This is a genomic window from Streptomyces sp. NPDC023157, assembly GCF_055560575.1.
Window position 1 is genome coordinate 75,090 of the sequence record NZ_JBVHIL010000008.1, and the last position, 17,963, is coordinate 93,052.

Consider the following 17,963-nt stretch of genomic DNA (forward strand, 5'->3'; position numbering starts at 1 on the left):
TCCGTGCGAGGGTTCAGGCCCTGACCGAAAGGCTGGTGGCGAGCGAGGAGGGGTGCGGGTGCTGCGGATCCACTGCACGGCGGACGACATCGCGGGGCTCCGCCTCGCGCCCCGCCCGGCCCCCCTGCAGGAGCTGCACGCGGCCCTGACGACGGCCCTCGCACCCCACGGCGCGCCGCTGTTCGCACCGTGGCGCGGGCGGGTGCTCCGCTCCCTGCCGGCCGCCTCCGAACCGCTCGCCGACCTCGTCCCGGCGGGCCGCCCGCCCACCTTCCTCGACCTCGGCGCCGAGGGCGACACGCTCGCCGCCGGCTTCGCCCGCATCCGCTCGACGAGCCCCGGCACCGTCCGCTCGGAACTGGAGCGGGTGTACGGGGCGGCGCCGGCGCCCCGCTGGATCCGCGGCCTGCACGCGGGCGAGGAGACGGCGTGGCGCACCGTGCGCCGGGCCCAGCACGCCGCGTACGAGACGGTGCTCGCCCCGGTGTGGTCCGTCGTGCAGGACCTGCACCGCGACGAGTTCGCCCGCCACGCCCTGGCCGTCGCGGAACACGGCGTGGCCGCCGCGCTGACCGCGCTCGCCCCGGGCAGCCGCTTCCACGAGGGCGTGTGGGAGTGGCCGGGCGCCCCGACCCGCGACGTGCGCCTCGCCGGCCGCGGCCTGGTCCTGCTGCCGACCTTCCACCACCCGGCGGGCCCGCTCCTCCAAGACCTGCCGGGCCGCCCGGTGGTCCTCACCTACCCGGCGGGCCCCGGCCTCCCGCCCGTACCGGACGGGCCGGCCCCGCGCGACGAGGCCCTGGCGCCCGTCCTCGGCCGCACCCGCGCCGAACTCCTCCGCCTCCTCGCCGCACCCCACACCACGACGGACCTGGCCCGCGCCCTGCGCGTCAGCAACGCGACGGCGTCCGCCCACGCGGCGGCGCTGCGCGGCGCGGGCCTGGTCACGACGCGGCGCACGGGGAGGTCGGTGACGCACGAGCGGACGCCGCTCGGGACGCTGCTGGTCGTCGACACCGGCCCGTAGGGGACCTCGGGCCTCCGCCCCGCCGTCGGCCGGGCCCGGCACTGCGTGAACCCCGAGCAGGCAGTGCCACGCCCCGTGCCACCTCCCACCGCCCCCTGGCGTCCCTCTTGTTGAGGACCGGCCGGCCCCCGCGTAGCACTTGAGGATGACCCCGTGCCCCTACCGAGAGGGATCTTTGCGGCCGAGCGGGAACCCCGGGGCGTGAGCACCGTCTTGATCCTCGTGCCGGCTTGATCGTCGAGCCGGCCTGAGGAGGGTCTGATGGCAGGTCAGGTGGGCGCGGTGACGCGGGAGAAGGCGTCCGCGCCGGAGTATCAGGGGGCGCTCGGGTCGCTGTCGGTGAACGCTTCCCTGCCCGAGGTGCTCGCCAAGGGCATCGAGGAGCTCCGGTCGGCGGAGCGGTCCGGCGACCTCGGCGAGGTGGCGCGCTGCGGGCTCGCCGTGGCCGAGGCATGCCGCAGGCTCGGGCGGATCGAGGAGGCCGACCGGGCCTGGAAGGCGAGCTACCGGGCGGCGCGCGGGGCCGGGCACGAGGGGGCGATGGCCTGGGCCCTGTGGAGCGGCGGCACGCTGGCCCGGCAGCGCGGCGCGCTCCGGCTGGCGTACCGGCTGCTGGGACTGGCGGCCGAGGCGGGCGAGCGGGGCGGGGACGTCGTCGTGCGCGGCTACTCGTTGGCCGGGCTCGCCGAGACCGGGCGCATCCAGGGCGACTACGAGGCCGTGGGCAGGCTGCACGAGCAGCTGCTCGCCGAGGCCCGCCGCCGCGGCGAGGCCCGGCACACGGTGTGGGCGCTGGAGGGCATAGCCCAGATGCACCGCAACACCGGCTCCTACGACAAGGCTCTCGCCCTGTTCGAGGAGGCGGCCGAGACGGCGTCCCGCGCCGAGGACCGGCGCGGCTGGGCGTGGGCCCTGCGGGGGATAGCCGACGTGGTGTCCGTACGGGACGGGGACGTGGACCGTGCCCTGTCCCTGCTGTCGCGGGCGGAGGAGGCCTGCCGGGAGATCGAGCTGGCCGGCGCCCTCGCGTACAACCACAAGATGCGCGGCAACGTGTTCTACCGGGCGGGCCGTTACGCGGAGGCCCGCGACCTGTACGCGCAGGCGCTGGAGGAGTTCCGCGGCATGGAGGAGCCGCGCGGGACGGCGCTGTCGCGGCTGGGGCTCGTCAAGTCCGAGGCCCGCCTGGGCCGCGCCACCGCGCACACCGCCGCCGACCTGACCGAACTGCGCGCGACGCTGGACCGCATCGGGCTGCGGCACGCCCGCGACATGGTCGACAAGGCCGCCGCCGAACTCGGGGTCGGCCCGCTGCCGGACCCCGCCACGGACGGACGGGGGCCCACCGAACCGGTGCTGCCCGCCGTCGGGGCGGAGGCCCTGCGCGCGGCCGACGTGGCGGCGCTGCGGTGAACGCCCTCCCCACGCAGCCCCCGCCGGTCCGCACATCCGCGGGACCGGCAGGCGGCCCGGCCCCGACCGTCCCCCGCGCCTCCCGCCGTCCCGCCCCGGCCGTGCCCGGCGTCCTGGAGCGCGCCCGCGAACTGACCCGGCCCGCACTGGCGGAGGCGGTCGGCCGCCTGCATCCCTGGATCGGCGAGATGGCGGCGTACGGCCTCGGCTGGGCCGACCGGTCCGGCACCCCGGACCCCGGCGGATCCGAGGGCAAGGGCGTCCGGCAGGCCCTCGTCGTCCTGGGCGCGGAGGCCGTCGGGGCCGACGCCGCCGACGCCGTCCCGGGAGCGGTGGCGGTCGAACTCGTCCACACCTTCTCCCTCCTCCACGACGACATCATGGACGCCGACGCGTTACGCCGGCAGCGCCCCGCGGTCTGGAAGGCGTACGGGACGGGCCCGGCCGTCCTGGCGGGCGACGCGCTCCACGCCCAGGCCGTGGCCGTCCTGGCCGAAGCCCCGGGCCGCCACGCGGGGGCCGCGGTCCGGCGCCTCTGCGGGACCCTCAATGCCCTCGTGTCCGGGCAGGCGGAGGACCTGCGCTTCGAGCAGCGCCCCTGGCACGGGCCCGGCGCGGTCGCACCGGAGGAGTACCGGTCGATGGCCGAGCACAAGACCGGGAGCCTGCTGGGCTGCGCGCTCGCGCTCGGCGCGGTGCTCGGCGGCGCCCCGGACCGGACCGTGACCGCGCTCGACCGGGCCGGGCGCCATCTCGGCCTCGCGTTCCAGGCGGTGGACGACATCCTCGGCATCTGGGGCGACCCCGCGGTCACCGGCAAACCCGTCCACGCCGACCTGCGCCGGTCCAAGAAGACGTACCCGGTCCTCGTCGCCCTGGCCGGCGGGGGCGAGATCGCCCGCGCACTCGTCCCGCTGCTGTCGCCCCCCGGGCCGGTCGACGCCGCCTCAGCCGAACTCGTGGCGGCGCTCGTGGAGGAGGCCGGCGGGCGCGCCGCGACCCGGGACGAGGCGCGCCGGCACCTGGACGCCGCGCGCGGTGCCCTGCGTGACACCCCGCTGGCGCACCCGGCCGTACGGCAACTGGACGCGCTGTTCACGCACGTGCTCGACCGCACCTGGTGACCGGCGGCTCCCCGCCGGCCGCCCGTACATGACCGAACGGCGCCACCACCCGGGGGTGGTGGCGCCGTGTCGGGCCGTGTCGGCGGCCCGGTCGGTCAGCGCGTGAGGCGGAGGGGACGCGTCGGCGTCACTTCCCGTACCACGCGTTGTGGATCGTCAGCGTCGACGTGTTGCCCTGCTTGTCCGTGACCTCGGCGGCCAGCGAGATGCCGCGGTCCTTCGCCGGGCTGACCACGGCGATCCGGCCGTCCCGGACGGCGACCCGCTGCCAGGTCTTCCCGTCGTCGTAACTCACCGACACCGAGAGCGACTTGAGGTTCTGTCCGGCCGCCGCGCCCTGCACGGTCACCGGGACGAGGACCGGCAGGCGCTCCGGGGCGCGCGAGGTGAGGTCGACGGGGGCCGCGAAGCGGACCGTGGACACCGGCAGCGCCGTGGTGGCCGCGACCTGCGCCGAGCGGAACGTGAAGCCCGTCTCGATCCGGGTGGAGGCGGAGGCCAGGGCGGCCGAGCGCTCCACGGAGGTCGTCAGCCGGTACTCGGCGTCGCCGCCGTCGACCGTGAAGGCCTTCAGGCCGGTCAGCGGGTCGTCGTTCTCGGCGACCTTGACACCGTTGCGGTACAGCGTCGACGTGGCCGAGGTGGACGGGCTGTACCCGCTGTGGCCCTTGCCGTCGGCGAACAGGGACAGGGCGCCGACGATCTGCTGCTCGCCCGTCGCCGGGTCGGGAGCGGTACGGAAGACGCCCTCCTTCTCGTTCAGGAGCGGGCCGAAGACACCGGTGTTGAAGGTCTCGCCGTAGGTGCGTCCGGACTCGTAGCGCTTCGCCCGGGTCATCTCCAGGCTGCCCTCGAAGGCCGGGTAGCCCCACTTGTCGGGCGGGCCCTCCTGGCCGAAGCGGGTGAGCCACTTGACGCCGTCACCGGTGGAGACGTAGAAGGTGCGTGTCCCCGGCGCCGCCTGAGCCGCCCAGAACCCGTTGCCCTCGGGCGCGCCCGGCAGCTGCGGGAACGGGGAGACAGCGGCGTTCTTCCCGGGGGCGGAGGCCCCGAGACCGACCTTGAGCGTCGCCAGCTCGTCGGCCTTCACGTGCTTGGTGTAGCCGGTCGCGACCGTGTTCACCGGGCCGCCGTAGGCCACCGAGTACTGGCTGGTGGCGTCCTTGAGGAAGTGCGCGTCCCAGGTCTGCAGGAGCGAGCCGTCGGTGACGGCCGGACCGAGGTGGGCGGTGCGGAAACCGGTGAAGCCCCGCAGGACCCAGCCGTTGCCGACGCGACCGCTCTCGGTGTTGCGCTCGTAGTACGTGCCCGCGAAGTCGGCCCGCTCGATGCCGGGCACGGTGAGCTCCACCGGCTTGGTGGTGCGCGCGTCCGCGACGAGGGTCATGTCACCGGTGACGTCCAGCTTGGGCTGGGCGATCCAGTCGGTGCCCTTGCTGTAGTCCGACGGGTCCACGTAGACCGCCGTGTTGAAGGTGTACGAGCCCTTCGGCACCCGGATCTTGTGGGTGCCCGGCTCGTTGTCGACGCGGGTGTAGAAGCCCGCGGCGGAGCCGCCGACACCGAGGAGGGTGCTGGCGAAGTTCTGCGCGTCGGCGCCGTCGCGGCCGATGGTCCTGAGCGTCACGTCGTACGACTCGGCCTCCCGTACGGCCACCGCGGCCGTACGGACGGACTGACCGCCGGCGGTGGCGGTGACGTAGCCCGAGTAGGTGCCGTCGGCGTCGCCGATGCGGGTGTCGGCGACGAGGTCGACCTCGGCCGTCCCGCCGGCGGGCACGGTCACCCGCGAGGCGCCGAGCGTGAAGAACCCGGCCGGGGCCGGCTTGCCCGCCGGGTCCGTGGTGGCCACCGACAGGTCGAGGGTGACGTCGGTGGTGCCGAGGTTGCGGTAGGCCAGCTTCTTGGAGACGGGCCGGTCGTCGGCGTGCGGCCACTGCGCCGTGCCGTAGTTCAGCGACACCGGCTCGGCGACGACGCTCTGCTCCAGGGCCTTGTCGACCTGGACGCGGCCCGAACCCTGCTGGAACGCGGTGTAGGCACCGCCCTTGGTGGAGCCGGTCAGCGCGCCCTTGAGCTCGGCGGCCTTCCACTGCGGGTGCCGCTGCTTCAGGATCGCCGCCGCGCCCGCCACGTGCGGGGTCGCCATGGAGGTGCCGTCGATCTGCAGGTAGCCGGGTGCCGGATGCGGCGTGCCGGGACGCAGGTCGATGATGCTGCCGGCGGCGGCCGCCGCGGTGATGGCGACGCCGGGCGCGGTCAGGTCCGGCTTGACGGCCCCGTCACCGGCGCGCGGGCCGATGCTGGAGAAGGGCGCGAGCCGGTCGTCCTTGTCGACGGCGCCGACGGTCAGCGCGGCGTCCGCGCTGCCGGGCGAGCCGACCGTCGAGCTGCCGCCCTCACCCTCGTTGCCCGCCGCGATGGCGAACAGGATGCCCTTCTCGGCGGTCAGCCGGTTCACCGTCTCCTCCAGCGGGTCGACGCCGGGGAAGTCGCCGCTGCCGAGGCTGAGGTTGACCACGTCCGCGCCCTCGGCCGCGGCCCACTCCATGCCCGCGATGACGGCGGAGTCGTCACCGAAGCCCTGGTCGTCGAGGACCTTGCCGCTGATCACCTTGGCGCCCGGGGCGACGCCCTTGAACCGGCCGCCGGACTGGGCGCCGGTGCCCGCGGCGATGGACGCCACGTGCGTGCCGTGTCCGACCCGGTCCACGGTGTCGGGGGAGGAGGAGAAGTTCTTCTCGCCCACGACCTGGGTCTTGAGGTCCTCGTGGGTCTTGTCGACGCCGGTGTCGAGGACGGCGATCTTGACGCCCTTGCCGTCGTAGCCGGACGCCCACGCCTTGTCGGCGCCGATCTGCGGGACGCTGCGGTCCAGGCGGGCGCCGCGCACGCCGTCCAGCCACACCTTGGCGATGCCGGAGGCGGTGGCGCGCAGGCCGGTCCGCTGGCGGTCGGTCAGCGCGTTCCACACCCCGGCCAGGTCGTCCTGGGAGGCGCGGACGGCGTCGGCGTTGAGGGTCGGGAAGGTGCGCAGCGACGGCGTGGCCCCGGCGGCGCGGAGCTCGGCCCGCGCGGCGGTGGCGCCCCCTTCGTACTGCACGATCAGCTTGAGCCCGGCGCGGTGGCTCGCGCGCAGCCGCGGGTCGGTCAGCACGGAGAGGTCGAAGAGCCGCTGGTCGAGCCGGCCCGAGGCGATGAGGCTCTGCGCGTCGCTGGGCACCACCAGGGTGCGGCCCTTGATGCGCTGGATCTGCACGGGTATGCGCTCACGGCCCTCGGCGGCCTCGAAGGCCACCATGCGGCCCTGGGCGTTCACCACGACGGTGTCGCCGGTGACGAGCGGGATCCGCTCGTTGCCGCCGATGCGCGTGGTGTCGGGTGCGGTGGTCGCGTGTGCGGCGATCGCCGTCGCGGGGCCGGTCATTCCCGCGACGAGGGCCACCGATGTGGCCGCCGCGATGGTGAAGGCGTGTGCTCGCTTCACATGTGGACGCAAGTCTCCCCCAGGAGCTTGTGATGAAGTCGTGTGGTCGATTCCGGCCAGGGGGCGCAACGTCGCCCGCCGCCGGTCCGCGCAGTATGCGAGGCCGGAACGGGCGTGATCAACGCCGGTACGGGCGCCGGGCGTTGATCCCTATGACTTCAGGCCACCGTGGCGGCGCGCAGTTCGATGGGACGACGATGGGCGTGTGACCGTTGTGTGACCGCCGCGCGACCCTTGTGCGACAGCGGTGCACGTCGGGCCCGTCGGATGGGCGTCAGGGCGGGCCTCCGCGCGCTTTCCGCGGACGGGCCCGCCCGAGCTCGGAGCGTGGGACTCCGATTGGCTGTAATCGAACGGAGGGGAAACCGCCTCCTGTTCCGGGGCGGGGGCCGGCGTCAGCGGGACGGCTGCTCCGGGCGCGGGTAGACCCGGGACTGCTTGACGCTGCCGAAGGCGAAGCTGGACTCGATCGACGCGATACCGGGGATGGCGTGGATCCGGGTGCGGACGAGCGCTTCGTACGCTTCCAGGCTCTCGATGACGACCCGCAGCAGGTAGTCGCTGCTGCCGGCCATCAGGTAGCAGTCCTGGATGTGGTCGATGAGCCCGACGTGCTCCTCGAACACGTTCACCGCCTCCGCGGTGTGGCGTTCCAGCCGGATCCGGACGAACACCGTGATCGGCAGGCCGAAGGCGACCTGGTCCACCGTGGCCGTGTAGCCGCTGATCAGGCCCGCGTCCTCCAGGCGCCGCACCCGGCGCAGACAGGGGGAGGGGGAGAGCCGGATCCGGTCGGCGAGGTCCTGGTTCGACAGGCGCCCGTCGGCCTGCAACTCGTGGATGATCTGGAAGTCCACGGCGTCCATCGTCACTCCTTGGCAGATTCTGCCCCCAGGCTATGTCCGGAGGGCAGAACTAGCAATCATCTGCCCACCGGAAAGCTCTACGGTTGCTCATCGGGGGAGTCCGGCTGTCGGTTCCGCCTGAACGGATCCGAGCGGGAGGAATCTTTGGTGGCGGCAACGCGAACGACGGAGGCGCGGCCGGTGGAACCGCCGCCCGCCCGGCGGCTCTCCCCACGGGCCGTGGGCATGGCCGCCCTGCTGCTCACCGTGACGATCTGGGCCGCCTTCGCGCTCAGCGCCCGCGCTCTGAGCACCTCCACCCTGCTGCCCGCCGACGCCGCCCTGCTGCGCTTCGGTGTACCCCTGGTGGTCCTGGCGCCCGCCCTGTGGCGGCGCAGGCGCCGCCTGGCCGCGGTGCGCCCGGGCCCCGCCCTGAAGATCATCTGCGGTGCCGGGGTCCCGTTCTTCCTCGCCGCCATGTACGGCGGCTCCCTGACCTCGGCCGCGTTCGTCGGCGCGATCGTGCCCGGCATGGTCCCGCTGTTCGTCTCCGCCCTCGTCGTCGCCGGCGGGAAGAGCGTTCCGCGCGGCACGCAGGCGGCCGGCCTCGCCCTCATCGTGGCGGGCGTCGCCGCCCTGGTGTGGCGCCACCTGGCGGCCTTCGACGCGGACGCCCTGCTCGGCACGGGAACGCTGCTCGTCGCCAGCGGCCTGTGGGCGCTCTACACGGTGGGCCTGCGCGAAGTGGATCTGGACCCCATCGGATCCATCGGCCTGCTCTGCCTGCCCTCGCTCGCGGTCATCGCGCTGCTGACCCTGACCGGCGTCCTGCCGTCCGGACTCGCCCACGCCACCGGCGCCGACATCACCCTGTTCCTCGTCGTGCAGGGCCTGGGCGTCGGACTGTGCGCGGGACTGCTGTACGCCTTCGCCATCCGCAGGCTCGGCCCGGAACGCAGCTCCGTCGTCGGCAGCCTCAGCCCGGCCGTCGTCGTCCTGCTCGCGACGCTCCTCCTCGACGAGCCGCCCACCCTGCCCGTCGTGGTCGGCGTCCCCCTCATCACCCTCGGCGTCGTCCTCGCCAACCGACGCCCCCGAGCCGAGGTTTCCCCCGATGCTTGAGCTCCTCCCCGCCCCGCCCGTCGACCCGCTGTGGGACCTCACCGCCGAGTACGCGTCCGACCCGCGCCCCGAGCGGCTCAACCTCGTCCTCGGCGTCTACCGCGACCAGACCGGCACCACCCCCGTCATGACCGCGGTCAAGGAAGCCGAGATACGCCTGGCGGAACGTTCCGGCTCCAAGGAGTACCTCGGCCTCTCCGGCAACGCCGCCTTCAACCGCGCCATGCTCACCATGGTCCTCGGCGGCGAGGACCTCACCGGACGGGCGACGGCCGTCCAGACCGTGGCGGGCACCGGCGCCCTGCGCCTCCTCGCCGACCTCGTACGCCAGACCCGCCCGGGCGCCACCGTGTGGATCAGCGACCCCGCGTACGTCAACCACCGCCCCATCCTGGAAGGAGCGGGCCTCAGGGTCCGCACGTACGGCTGGCTCGACCCCGCGCGCATGCTCGCGGACCTGCGGGAGGCCGGGCGCGGTGACGTCGTCCTGCTTCAGGGTTGCTGCCACAACCCCACCGGAGTGACCCCCTCCGCCGACGCCTGGGAGGAGATCGCCGGCCTCGCCGCGGCCAACGGCTGGGTCCCCTTCGTCGACCTCGCCTACCACGGGCTCGGCGACGGCCTCGACGCCGACCTGGCCCCGACCCGCCTGCTGGCCGAACGCCTCCCCGAGGTGCTGATCGCCGTCAGCTGCTCCAAGAACTTCGGCCTCTACAGCGACCGCACGGGCTGCGCCATCGTCCTCGGCGGCTCGGCGCGGACGCTCCGGCACGTCGAGACCACCCTGCAGAACGCCGCCCGCACCCTGTACTCGATGCCGCCCGACCACGGCGCCGCCGTCGTCGCCACCGTCCTCGCGGACCAGCGGCTCCGGACCGCCTGGCGCACCGAACTCGAGACGATGCGCCTGCGCATCACCGCCCACCGCGCCGACCTCGTCGCCCACCTGAGCGCGCTCGGCCACGAGCGGCAGGCGAGCGCCCTGGCCCGGCAGAAGGGCATGTTCTCGATGCTCCCGCTCAGGCCGGACCAGATGGCCCGCATGCGGCGCCGCTCCGGCATCTACGGCACGACCTCCGGCCGCATCAACATCGCGGGCGTCCCCGCCCACCGCATCCCCTTCCTGGCCCAGGGCATCGCCGACGCCTTGGCGACCGGCGAGGTGTGACGGGCGGCGCCCGGACGCGCGGGCGTCGGCGCTGACGGGCGGCGCCCGGACGCGCGGGTGCTGGTGGCGGTCCCGTCAGGCGCGCAGCAGCGGGAACGCGGCCCCGGCCCACAGGGCCCGGGCGCCGGCGGGCCGGTCCCGGACGGTGCGGGTGTCGTCCGTGGTCCAGGTCATCTCCCGGGCGGCGCCGTCGCCGACGGCGGGCCAGCCGGGATCCCCGGTACGGGCGAAGTCGGCCCAGGCGCGGACCATGCGGTCGGCGAGGGCGTGGTCCTCGGGCGTGGGCGTGCCGCCGATGAGGAAGGCGAGGGCGTCGTCGTGGAGGTTGCCGAAGGCGAACGGGATGTCCGCGCAGTGCCAGGCGCGCACGGTCGTACCGGTCGCGCCGGGGCCGCCGCGGCGTCGGTCGAAGCGGGAGAGGTGGGCCCGGCCGCCCGCTCGGGCGTGGTGTGCGGCGAGCCGGTCGGCGTACGCGCCGAAGAGCAGGTCGCCGAAGACCGCGAGATAGACGTCGAGGACCGGGGCCTGGGGCGCGGCCTCCCGGTAGGCGTCGACCAGGCCGTCGGGAAGCCCGAAGTCCCGCGCGAACGCGGCGAGTCGCTCCTCGGTGTCGACCTTGGCGCAGCTGCCGACGGCGTCGAGGAGCCAGTACTCCTCGGTCGTGTGACAGACCAGCAGGTCGACGTCCCGGCTCAGCCCCTGGTCCATCCCGGTGAGCGGGTCGACGGGCAGGGTGTCGCCGTCGAGGACGGGGGCGTAGAGCGAGGGGTCGTAGTGGCGTGACCCCGATCCCGGGTTCCGCCGGTACTCCTCGACGACCCGGTCGCCCGCGCGGACCAGGGCCTCGGGGGCGGTGGCCGTCAGCCCCTCGGGCGTGGCGGGGCAGCCCGCCGCGGCGGCGATCTCGCGGGTGGTCGCGGCGGCGATCTCCGGCGTGTAGCAGGGGCTGGCGGGGCTGTGCGCGATCGCCCGCCGGAACAGCCCACGGGCCCGGTCCATCACCATCAGGCAGGCCACGGAGGCCGCCCCGGAGGACTGGCCGGCGACGGTGACGTTGCCGGGATCGCCACCGAACGCGGCGATGTTCCCGCGCACCCAGCGCAGCGCCGCGATCTGGTCGAGGAGCCCCCGGTTGGCGGGGTACGCGACCCCGTCGGCCGCCGGTACGTGGCCGAAGCCCTCGAAGCCGATCCGGTAGTTGAGGGTGACCACGACCAGACCGGCGCGGGCGAGCGCGGTGCCGTCGAAGTCGGGCTGGGCCGAGGACCCGAAGGTGTACGCGCCGCCGTGGATCCACACCAGCACGGGCAGCTCGCCGGGGCCGCCGTCCGTGGCCGGGGTCCACACGTTCACCGTGAGGATGTCCTCGTCGCCGGGCGCCCACACGGGTGCGCCCGGCAGCTCCGCCGACTGCGGGGCGACGGCCCCGAAGCGGGTGCAGTCCCGCACCCCGGCCCAAGGCGCGGCGGGGCGGGGCTCCTTGAACCGGTCGGCGCCGAACGGCGGTGCGGCATAAGGGATGCCGAGCGCGGCGACGACCTCCTCGGCAGCCCGAAAGCCCCGCACCCGGCCGCTGCCCGTCTCGAAGAACACCACGTGGACTGCCTCTCGCTCAACGCCGTACCGCCAGGAAGGGGCGGCGGCCCGCTCAGCTTCACATCGGCAGCCCTGCGCGCACCAACACCAAGATCATGACGATTGACGCACTCACGATGTGAATCCGACAACCTCCGTACGGGCTGGAGGACGAGGGCCGGGAGGGTGGCGTCTGCCCCTACTTGATCAACGCGTTGGCCACCGCGATAGCCAGCCCGATCGACGCGTCCGCCAGACCCACGAGCACGGCCGAGCGGCGCCGGTAGCCGGACTTGAGCGCGGCGAAGGTGCCCCAGGCGCCGAGCAGCAGGGTGTTGAGGGTCAGGCCGACCGTCGTGACCGGCCCCTCGTCCCAGTGCGCCGCCCCGGCGAGGAGCAGCAGCACCACGGTGGGCAGGACGGCGACGACGAGAGGCCATTCCTCTCCGAGCGCGGTGAGCAGACGCCGCCAGCGGACGGAGGCGCTGCCGGTGTGGTGGGTGGCCATGTGGTGCGCGTACCCGTGCACCAGGCCTGCGGCGATCGCGGTGACCAGGATCCACAAGGCGTCGTAGACGGGCGTGAAGAGTTCGCCCTCGCTCTGCAACGCCGCGAGCAGGGCACTTGCCAGGACTGTCCCGTAAATTCCACCAAACATCCAGTTTCGCATGATTCACTACCGTACGGGACACCTGCCCAGCCCCCAGAACCGGGCCGTTACCTGGGCTTTATGCGCCGACATCCTCACGGAGGGCGCGGGGGTCTCAGTGCGAAGGGAGAGGGGCCTCGGCCCCGAGCAGGTGGTCGACGCGCCGCGGGAGGTCGGACCACGGCCGCGGGGCGACCACCGGCACCCCGGCCGCGCGGGCCTGCCCGGCAAGCCACCGCCCGTACAGGACGCTGATCCGCGCACGATGGTGCTGCGGCCCTTCCTGAGGCTCGCGGGCAAGGTAGTTGGAGACCACCCGCGCCTCGCTGTCCTCGTGGACGACGACACCCCGCACCGGGCCGCCCGCCGCCGCGAGCCCGGGAAGGACGTAGTCCCCTTCGAGGATCACCGGGGTGTCCGTCTCCACATGGTTGGCGACGACCGCCTCGACCGCCGGCGCGAGGGCCCGCGCGATCGCGATCTGCCGCTCGACCACGAACTCCGGTTCCCGGTGGGCGGCTTCCGGGTGCGTACGCCAGTAGTGGACCTCGGGAAGGTGCTCGGGCCGGGTCACCGCGAGCAGCGCCTCCACGATGTCGTCGAGCTCGACGACGGGGACGCCGTACCGCCGCGCCAGGTCCCGGGAGACCCGGGTCTTGCCCATGCCCGACGCGCCTCCGACGATCAGCACGCGCCATTCAGGGCTGTTTCGTACATATGTGTCACTGTCCACGCGGGAACTGTAGTGCGCGCCCCGGAAGCCGATCCAGGTCGAGCGCGGACTACGCCGAACTGGTCGGCAACGTGGCCCTCAAGGGCGCGGCGGCCGGGAAGCCGGCGGCCGAGGCCGGTTACCGGACCGCCGCGCGCGCCCGCGGGCGGGGCGTGGCGCCCCGCGCCCTGGAAGCCGTCACCGGCTGGGCCTGCCCGCGACCCCGCCGGCCTTCCCGCTCGACGGACACCTGCACGTACGGCACAGGGACGCCTGACGCCCGCCGTAGGCGACGCCGGGCGCACCCGCCGACGTCGCCTACGGCTCGTACAGCGGCAGGAAGTGGATGACCGGCTCCTCGTAGGGATGGGCGGCGCGGACGGCCTGCTGGACGGCGCGGGCCTGATCCGTGTCGCAGAACGACTCGATCCGGCACTCCTCGCTGTGCTGAACGGCGCCCACCGCACCGTCGTACGGCCGAGCGGCGGGCAGGGCCTGCCAACTGCCGGTCACCTTCCAGATGCTGGAGCACCGCGCGTACTCGCCCAGGCGTCCCGCACCGGCCACGTGGAGAGCCTCGATCACGGCCTCCGCATGACTCTCCGGGACGGAAATCTCGATCTTCAGGCGCGTCATGCCTGGACCCTAGCAACCGTCCGACCAGCACTCGCCCAGGGAGTGAGCGACTGGGGTCTACAGCTGCTCGAAGGGGAAGGAGCGGATGAAGCAGTCCCGCGGCTGGCCGATCGCGAAGAGGACGCAGTCGAGGACGGAACGGGCGGTCAGCGGGTCGTCCGCCGTCCGGGAGGCCTGCTCCCAGGTGGAGTGGAGCGGGTCGCCGTCCGTGAAGTCCGGCGGGTAGAGCGAGATGACCCGGATCCCCTCGGGGCGGAGCCGATGAGAGAGCACGTCGGCGAAGCCGGCCTGGGCGGCCTTGGCCGCGTAGAACGCGGGATGCGCCGGAGACCGGTGGTTCCGGAGGCGACGGTGTCGCTGACCTTCTCGTTCTCGATCATGCCGAGGGTAACCGCGGTGGTGGCGCGCACGTCCTACTCGGCCCTCACCGATGCCCAGATGCGGTCCGACAGGATCCGGGCCGCCCGGTCGAGGTCGAGTTCCTCCGGGGTGGCCAGCCAGCGGTGGGCGGCGACCGCTACCGGGCCGACGACGAGGACCTCCAGGAGCGGGCCGGGGAGCGGGGCGAGTTCCCCCGCGTCGGTCCAGCGCTTCAGGTGGTCGGCGACCCGGGGGAAGTGGTCCGGCGGGACGCCGCGGGCGCGGTCGGCGTCGACGGCCAGGTAGCTGGAGTACGCCGAGCCGTGCAGGTAGCGGGCCACGGCCGGGTTCTCCTGGATGTGGCGCAGGTACGTCGTCACGAACGCGCGAATGCCGGTACGGGCCGTCCGGGCCCGGTCGACGGCGCCGAGGGCCGCCGCGTACGTCTGCTGCAGGCAGTGCCCGTACAGGGCCGCCGCGAGCCCGTCGAAGCTGCCGAAGTGGTGGTACAGGCTGCCGAGACTGACCCCGCTCGCCCGGGTCACCGCGTGGACGGTGAACCCGGCCTGCCCGGATGCGGCGAACACCTCCAGTGCCGCGGTCAGGAGGCGTTCGACGGTGGCCTCGCCACGGGACTGCTTTGCCATGGGGGGAGTATAGGCAGACGTGAAGATCTCGAATATTTTTCTAGAACTAAACTTTAGAACAGTCGTCGGCGGGTCCATACTGGCGGCCATGAATGACGTGATGATGAAGCTCGTCTCCGCCGCCCTCACCGGCGGCCTCGTAGCCCTGGTCGGATATGCGGGCGCCGCCCGCCGCCGCCGGCAGGCCGCCCGCGCCGAAGCCGTGCGGACCTCGACCGAGGACCCCACCCAGGCCCTGCTGCGGGACGCCGAGGAAGCCGACCGCCACCGGGACGAACTGGTCGCCCAGGGCCGCCTGTCCGAAGCGCTCGACCACGCCCGCGAGGCCGTCGACCACTGGACCGCCCTCACCCAGGCCCGCGTCGGCCGGTTCCAGGCCGAACGGCAGTCAGCGCTGCGCCGCTTCGAGGAGCTGCGCAGCCGCACCGGGTCGGCCTGAGGGCTGTTCCCGGTGAGGGGGAGCCGCCGCGGGCGTCGCAAAGAAGTAAATATGGACTAAACAGTAGCATTATGTGATAGATCGCTACGCTCGGTGTCCATAGTCTTGTCATGACGAGAAGCAACTGTGGACCCCCGAGGTCGCGTACCCGGACGCCCCGCGTCGTGACGGCGGCGGCGATCCTCGGGCTGCTGGGCAGCGGACTGGCCGGCTCCCTCGCTCACGCCGCGGGCCCCGCCGACCGCCCCGCGGCCCCCACCCCCCGTGCGGGTGCCCCGCTGCTCAACGAGACCTTCACCGGCGCCACCGCCGACTCCCGGTTCACCGCCGTCGGCGCGGCCTGCCTCACCGGCGCCGCCCCCGCCCCCGGTGGCTCCGGCAACCATCCGCTCTCCGGCTGCCCCACCCCCGGCATCGGCCCGGTGCCCCCGCAGAACGGCGCCCCCCACGGCTATCTGCGGCTGACCGACTCCCGGAACGACCAGAGCGGGGCCGTCCTCTTCGACCAGGCGCTCCCGGCCGGCAACGGGCTCGACGTCACCTTCGACCAGTGGCAGTACGGCAGCACCACGCCCAACACCCCGGCCGACGGCATCTCCTTCTTCCTGGTGAACGGCGACGTCTCGCTCGACCACCCCGGAGCCTTCGGCGGCAGCCTCGGCTACGCCCAGAAGCTCCCCGACGACAACCCCAACCTCGAGTTCCTGCCCGGCGTCGACCGCGGCTACCTCGGCGTCGGCCTCGATGTCCTCGGGAACTACTTCGGCGACTGGGAGCAGCGGGGCAACGGCTGTCCGACCCGCTCCCCGGCCGGCACCGGCTTCCGCGTCCCCGGGCCCGGCCGGAACATGGTCACCGTCCGCGGCCCCGGTGACGGCACCGTCGGATACTGCTTCCTGACCGCGACGACCAGCAACTTCACCACCACCGCGCCGTGGCCGTCCACTCTGCCCGGCTCCCTCCAGGGCCCGCTCACCACCCTGCCGGCCGATGTGACGCCGCAGCAGGCGGAGACCCTGCTCGAACCCTCGCGGCGCCGGGTGAACGTGCACCTCACCCCGGCCCCCTCCCCGGTCCTCACCGTCTCGGTCGACTTCAACGACGGCCAGGGCATGCGCCAGGTCCTCCAGACCCAGGCCCCCGAGCCGGTGCCGTCGACCTACAAGTTCGGCTTCGCCGCGTCGACGGGCCTGTTCACCGACGTGCACCTGATCCGCAACGTCTCGGTCAGCACCGAACAGCCGCTGCCCGAACTCAACCTGGTCAAGCAGGTCCACGAGCCGAGGCCGGGCGAACTCGTCGTCGGCACCCCCGTCGCGTACGACTTCGTCGTCACCAACGCCGGCAACACACCGATCAACGACATCGCGGTCCACGATCCGACGGTCGGCGACATCGACTGCCCGGTCACCGTCCTCGAACCGGGCCGGACGATCACCTGCACCGGCACCTACCTGGTCACCGCGGCGGACGTGGCCCGGGGCCACGTCACCAACACCGCGCGCGCCACCGGCACCTCCGGCGGCGACCCGGTCACCTCCCCCGACTCCACCGTCAAGGTGCCCATCGAGGCGCCCCCCGGCATGACCATCGTCAAGAGCGTCGGCGCCGCGGGACCCTTCGACATCGGCGACACCGTGCCGTACGGCTACGTGGTCACCAACGAGGGCGGCACCGAGATCACCGGCCTCGCCATCACCGACAACCGCGTCACGGGCATCACCTGCGACTCCGCCACCCTGGCCCCGGCCGGCAGCCCCGGTGACAGCACCACCTGCAGCGGCACCTACACGGTGACCGCCGCCGATGCCCAGGCCGGACACGTCACCAACACGGCCAAGGCCACCGGTACCTCCGACGGCCGGCCGATCGAGTCCCCGCCGACCGAGGCCACCGTCACCGTCGTCGGCACCTCCTCCCTCGGTCTCTCCAAGAAGGCCGACACGGCGGGACCGGTCCGTGTCGGACAGACCGTCAGCTACACGTACACCGTGACCAACACCGGCCGGACGACCCTGGACCACCTCGCCGTCCAGGACGACCACGCCCCCGACGTCACCTGTGAAGCCACCACCCTGGCCGCCGGCGAGCACACCACCTGTCGGGCCACCTACCGGGTGACCGAGGCCGACCTCGCGCTCGGCCACCTCACCAACGAGGCCCGGGCCACCGCGACCGACCCGCGCGACGAGACCGTCGTCAGCCCGTTCGCAGAGGTCACCCTGAAGGGCGTCGGCGCCTCGAAGCTGACCGTGACCAAGAAGGCCGACACGGCCGGACCGGTCGAGCCCGGTGACCGGATCACCTACACGTACGACGTGGCCAACGAGGGCTCGACCTCCCTCGAAGGCATCGCCGTCACCGACGACCGTGCCGCGGACGTCGTCTGTGAGCCGACGACGCTGGCACCCGGCGCCCACGCCACCTGCCGCGCCACGTACACGGTCACCGAGGAGGACGCCCTCGCCGGCCACGTCACCAACACCGCCAAGGCCACCGGCACCGATCCCGACGGCGCCACCGTCGAGAGCCCCCCGGTCCGGCTCCGCATCCCCGCCGCCTGCCCGCCCAAGGGTTACGGCTACGGCGACGCCGGATGCGAGGCGGGCGGACATGAGAGCGGATACGGCGATGGCTACGGCGAGGGCCGCGACAAGACCGCGAAGCGGCCCGGGAAGGAGGCCGCGCGCTGATCCGACCCCGACGTGACACGGGACCGGACCGAGCCGCGGAGCGGCCGGTCCGGTCCCTTCGTGCAG

Annotated in this window: 14 protein-coding genes and 2 pseudogenes; 8 read left to right on the forward strand and 8 right to left on the reverse strand. The window is 73.7% G+C overall.

Features of this window, described 5'->3' with window-relative positions; translation table 11 throughout:
* Nucleotides 1–58 precede the first annotated feature (58 nt).
* From ACZ3ZE_RS26960 to ACZ3ZE_RS26970, 3 genes are all read left to right on the forward strand, one after another.
* Complete coding sequence (locus ACZ3ZE_RS26960; RefSeq protein WP_361628258.1) at nt 59–1,027, forward strand: winged helix-turn-helix domain-containing protein; 969 nt, start codon at nt 59–61, stop codon at nt 1,025–1,027.
* 261 nt (nt 1,028–1,288) lie between these two features.
* The gene (locus ACZ3ZE_RS26965) at nt 1,289–2,440 is read left to right on the forward strand and encodes a tetratricopeptide repeat protein (protein ID WP_361179393.1); all 1,152 of its coding nucleotides are present in this window, start codon (nt 1,289–1,291) and stop codon (nt 2,438–2,440) included.
* Between the two features lie 101 nt (nt 2,441–2,541).
* Nucleotides 2,542–3,564: a polyprenyl synthetase family protein gene (locus ACZ3ZE_RS26970; RefSeq protein WP_361179434.1), complete on the forward strand. Its 1,023-nt coding sequence runs from the start codon at nt 2,542–2,544 to the stop codon at nt 3,562–3,564.
* Nucleotides 3,565–3,691: 127 nt separating this feature from the next.
* Here ACZ3ZE_RS26970 and ACZ3ZE_RS26975 read toward each other — a convergent pair whose 3' ends face one another.
* A complete protein-coding gene (locus ACZ3ZE_RS26975; protein WP_467261026.1) occupies nt 3,692–7,051 on the reverse strand; it encodes a S8 family peptidase in 3,360 nt (1,119 codons plus the stop codon).
* Between the two features lie 395 nt (nt 7,052–7,446).
* A complete protein-coding gene (locus ACZ3ZE_RS26980; RefSeq protein WP_329417861.1) occupies nt 7,447–7,917 on the reverse strand; it encodes an Lrp/AsnC family transcriptional regulator in 471 nt (156 codons plus the stop codon).
* 147 nt (nt 7,918–8,064) lie between these two features.
* Between ACZ3ZE_RS26980 and ACZ3ZE_RS26985 the strand changes: the two genes are divergently transcribed.
* Both ACZ3ZE_RS26985 and ACZ3ZE_RS26990 read left to right on the forward strand, forming a co-directional pair.
* On the forward strand, nt 8,065–9,018 hold the full coding sequence (locus ACZ3ZE_RS26985) for a DMT family transporter (RefSeq protein ID WP_467261028.1): 954 nt from the start codon (nt 8,065–8,067) through the stop codon (nt 9,016–9,018).
* Entirely contained in the window at nt 9,011–10,186 is a 1,176-nt protein-coding gene (locus ACZ3ZE_RS26990) for an amino acid aminotransferase (RefSeq protein ID WP_467261030.1), read from the forward strand. Before ACZ3ZE_RS26985 ends, ACZ3ZE_RS26990 begins: the two co-directional genes overlap by 8 nt.
* A gap of 75 nt (nt 10,187–10,261) precedes the next feature.
* On the opposite strand, the gene ACZ3ZE_RS26995 is transcribed toward ACZ3ZE_RS26990, so the two are convergent.
* The 3 genes from ACZ3ZE_RS26995 to ACZ3ZE_RS27005 all read right to left on the reverse strand — a co-directional run bounded on the left by ACZ3ZE_RS26995 (nt 10,262) and on the right by ACZ3ZE_RS27005 (nt 13,143).
* The gene (locus tag ACZ3ZE_RS26995) at nt 10,262–11,782 is read right to left on the reverse strand and encodes a carboxylesterase/lipase family protein (protein WP_442304216.1); all 1,521 of its coding nucleotides are present in this window, start codon (nt 11,780–11,782) and stop codon (nt 10,262–10,264) included.
* A gap of 178 nt (nt 11,783–11,960) precedes the next feature.
* Nucleotides 11,961–12,431 carry a hypothetical protein gene (locus tag ACZ3ZE_RS27000; RefSeq protein WP_361179401.1) on the reverse strand — a complete coding sequence of 157 codons (471 nt, stop codon included), beginning with the start codon at nt 12,429–12,431 and terminating at the stop codon, nt 11,961–11,963.
* Nucleotides 12,432–12,525: 94 nt separating this feature from the next.
* The gene (locus tag ACZ3ZE_RS27005) at nt 12,526–13,143 is read right to left on the reverse strand and encodes a hypothetical protein (RefSeq protein WP_442304217.1); all 618 of its coding nucleotides are present in this window, start codon (nt 13,141–13,143) and stop codon (nt 12,526–12,528) included.
* 47 nt (nt 13,144–13,190) lie between these two features.
* Here ACZ3ZE_RS27005 and ACZ3ZE_RS27010 point away from each other — a divergent pair.
* Nucleotides 13,191–13,399: pseudogene (locus tag ACZ3ZE_RS27010) on the forward strand (GNAT family N-acetyltransferase); the annotation flags it as partial.
* Nucleotides 13,400–13,440: 41 nt separating this feature from the next.
* Here the strand turns inward: ACZ3ZE_RS27010 and ACZ3ZE_RS27015 are convergent.
* The 3 genes and pseudogenes from ACZ3ZE_RS27015 to ACZ3ZE_RS27025 form a co-directional block, all read right to left on the reverse strand.
* Complete coding sequence (locus ACZ3ZE_RS27015; protein WP_361179405.1) at nt 13,441–13,758, reverse strand: YqfO family protein; 318 nt, start codon at nt 13,756–13,758, stop codon at nt 13,441–13,443.
* Nucleotides 13,759–13,815: 57 nt separating this feature from the next.
* Nucleotides 13,816–14,097 (reverse strand): annotated as a pseudogene (locus ACZ3ZE_RS27020) (SDR family NAD(P)-dependent oxidoreductase); the annotation flags it as partial.
* 74 nt (nt 14,098–14,171) lie between these two features.
* Nucleotides 14,172–14,765, reverse strand: a complete 594-nt coding sequence (locus tag ACZ3ZE_RS27025; protein WP_361179408.1) for a TetR/AcrR family transcriptional regulator — start codon at nt 14,763–14,765, stop codon at nt 14,172–14,174.
* Nucleotides 14,766–14,853: 88 nt separating this feature from the next.
* Here ACZ3ZE_RS27025 and ACZ3ZE_RS27030 point away from each other — a divergent pair, with 88 nt between their 5' ends.
* Nucleotides 14,854–15,204: a hypothetical protein gene (locus ACZ3ZE_RS27030; protein ID WP_361179410.1), complete on the forward strand. Its 351-nt coding sequence runs from the start codon at nt 14,854–14,856 to the stop codon at nt 15,202–15,204.
* A gap of 110 nt (nt 15,205–15,314) precedes the next feature.
* Nucleotides 15,315–17,897, forward strand: coding sequence for a DUF7507 domain-containing protein (locus ACZ3ZE_RS27035; RefSeq protein ID WP_467261032.1), 2,583 nt, complete (start codon nt 15,315–15,317; stop codon nt 17,895–17,897).
* The last annotated feature ends 66 nt before the right edge of the window (nt 17,898–17,963 follow it).

Bases quoted from the DNA above. Each gene is read 5' to 3' on its own strand.
- ACZ3ZE_RS26965 (WP_361179393.1), top strand. From the start codon at position 1,289: ATGGCAGGTCAGGTGGGCGCGGTGACGCGGGAGAAGGCGTCCGCGCCG.
- ACZ3ZE_RS26980 (WP_329417861.1), bottom strand. From the start codon at position 7,917: ATGGACGCCGTGGACTTCCAGATCATCCACGAGTTGCAGGCCGACGGG.
- ACZ3ZE_RS26990 (WP_467261030.1), top strand. From the start codon at position 9,011: ATGCTTGAGCTCCTCCCCGCCCCGCCCGTCGACCCGCTGTGGGACCTC.
- ACZ3ZE_RS27000 (WP_361179401.1), bottom strand. From the start codon at position 12,431: ATGCGAAACTGGATGTTTGGTGGAATTTACGGGACAGTCCTGGCAAGT.
- ACZ3ZE_RS27015 (WP_361179405.1), bottom strand. From the start codon at position 13,758: ATGACGCGCCTGAAGATCGAGATTTCCGTCCCGGAGAGTCATGCGGAG.
- ACZ3ZE_RS27025 (WP_361179408.1), bottom strand. From the start codon at position 14,765: ATGGCAAAGCAGTCCCGTGGCGAGGCCACCGTCGAACGCCTCCTGACC.
- ACZ3ZE_RS27030 (WP_361179410.1), top strand. From the start codon at position 14,854: ATGAATGACGTGATGATGAAGCTCGTCTCCGCCGCCCTCACCGGCGGC.
- ACZ3ZE_RS27035 (WP_467261032.1), top strand. From the start codon at position 15,315: ATGACGAGAAGCAACTGTGGACCCCCGAGGTCGCGTACCCGGACGCCC.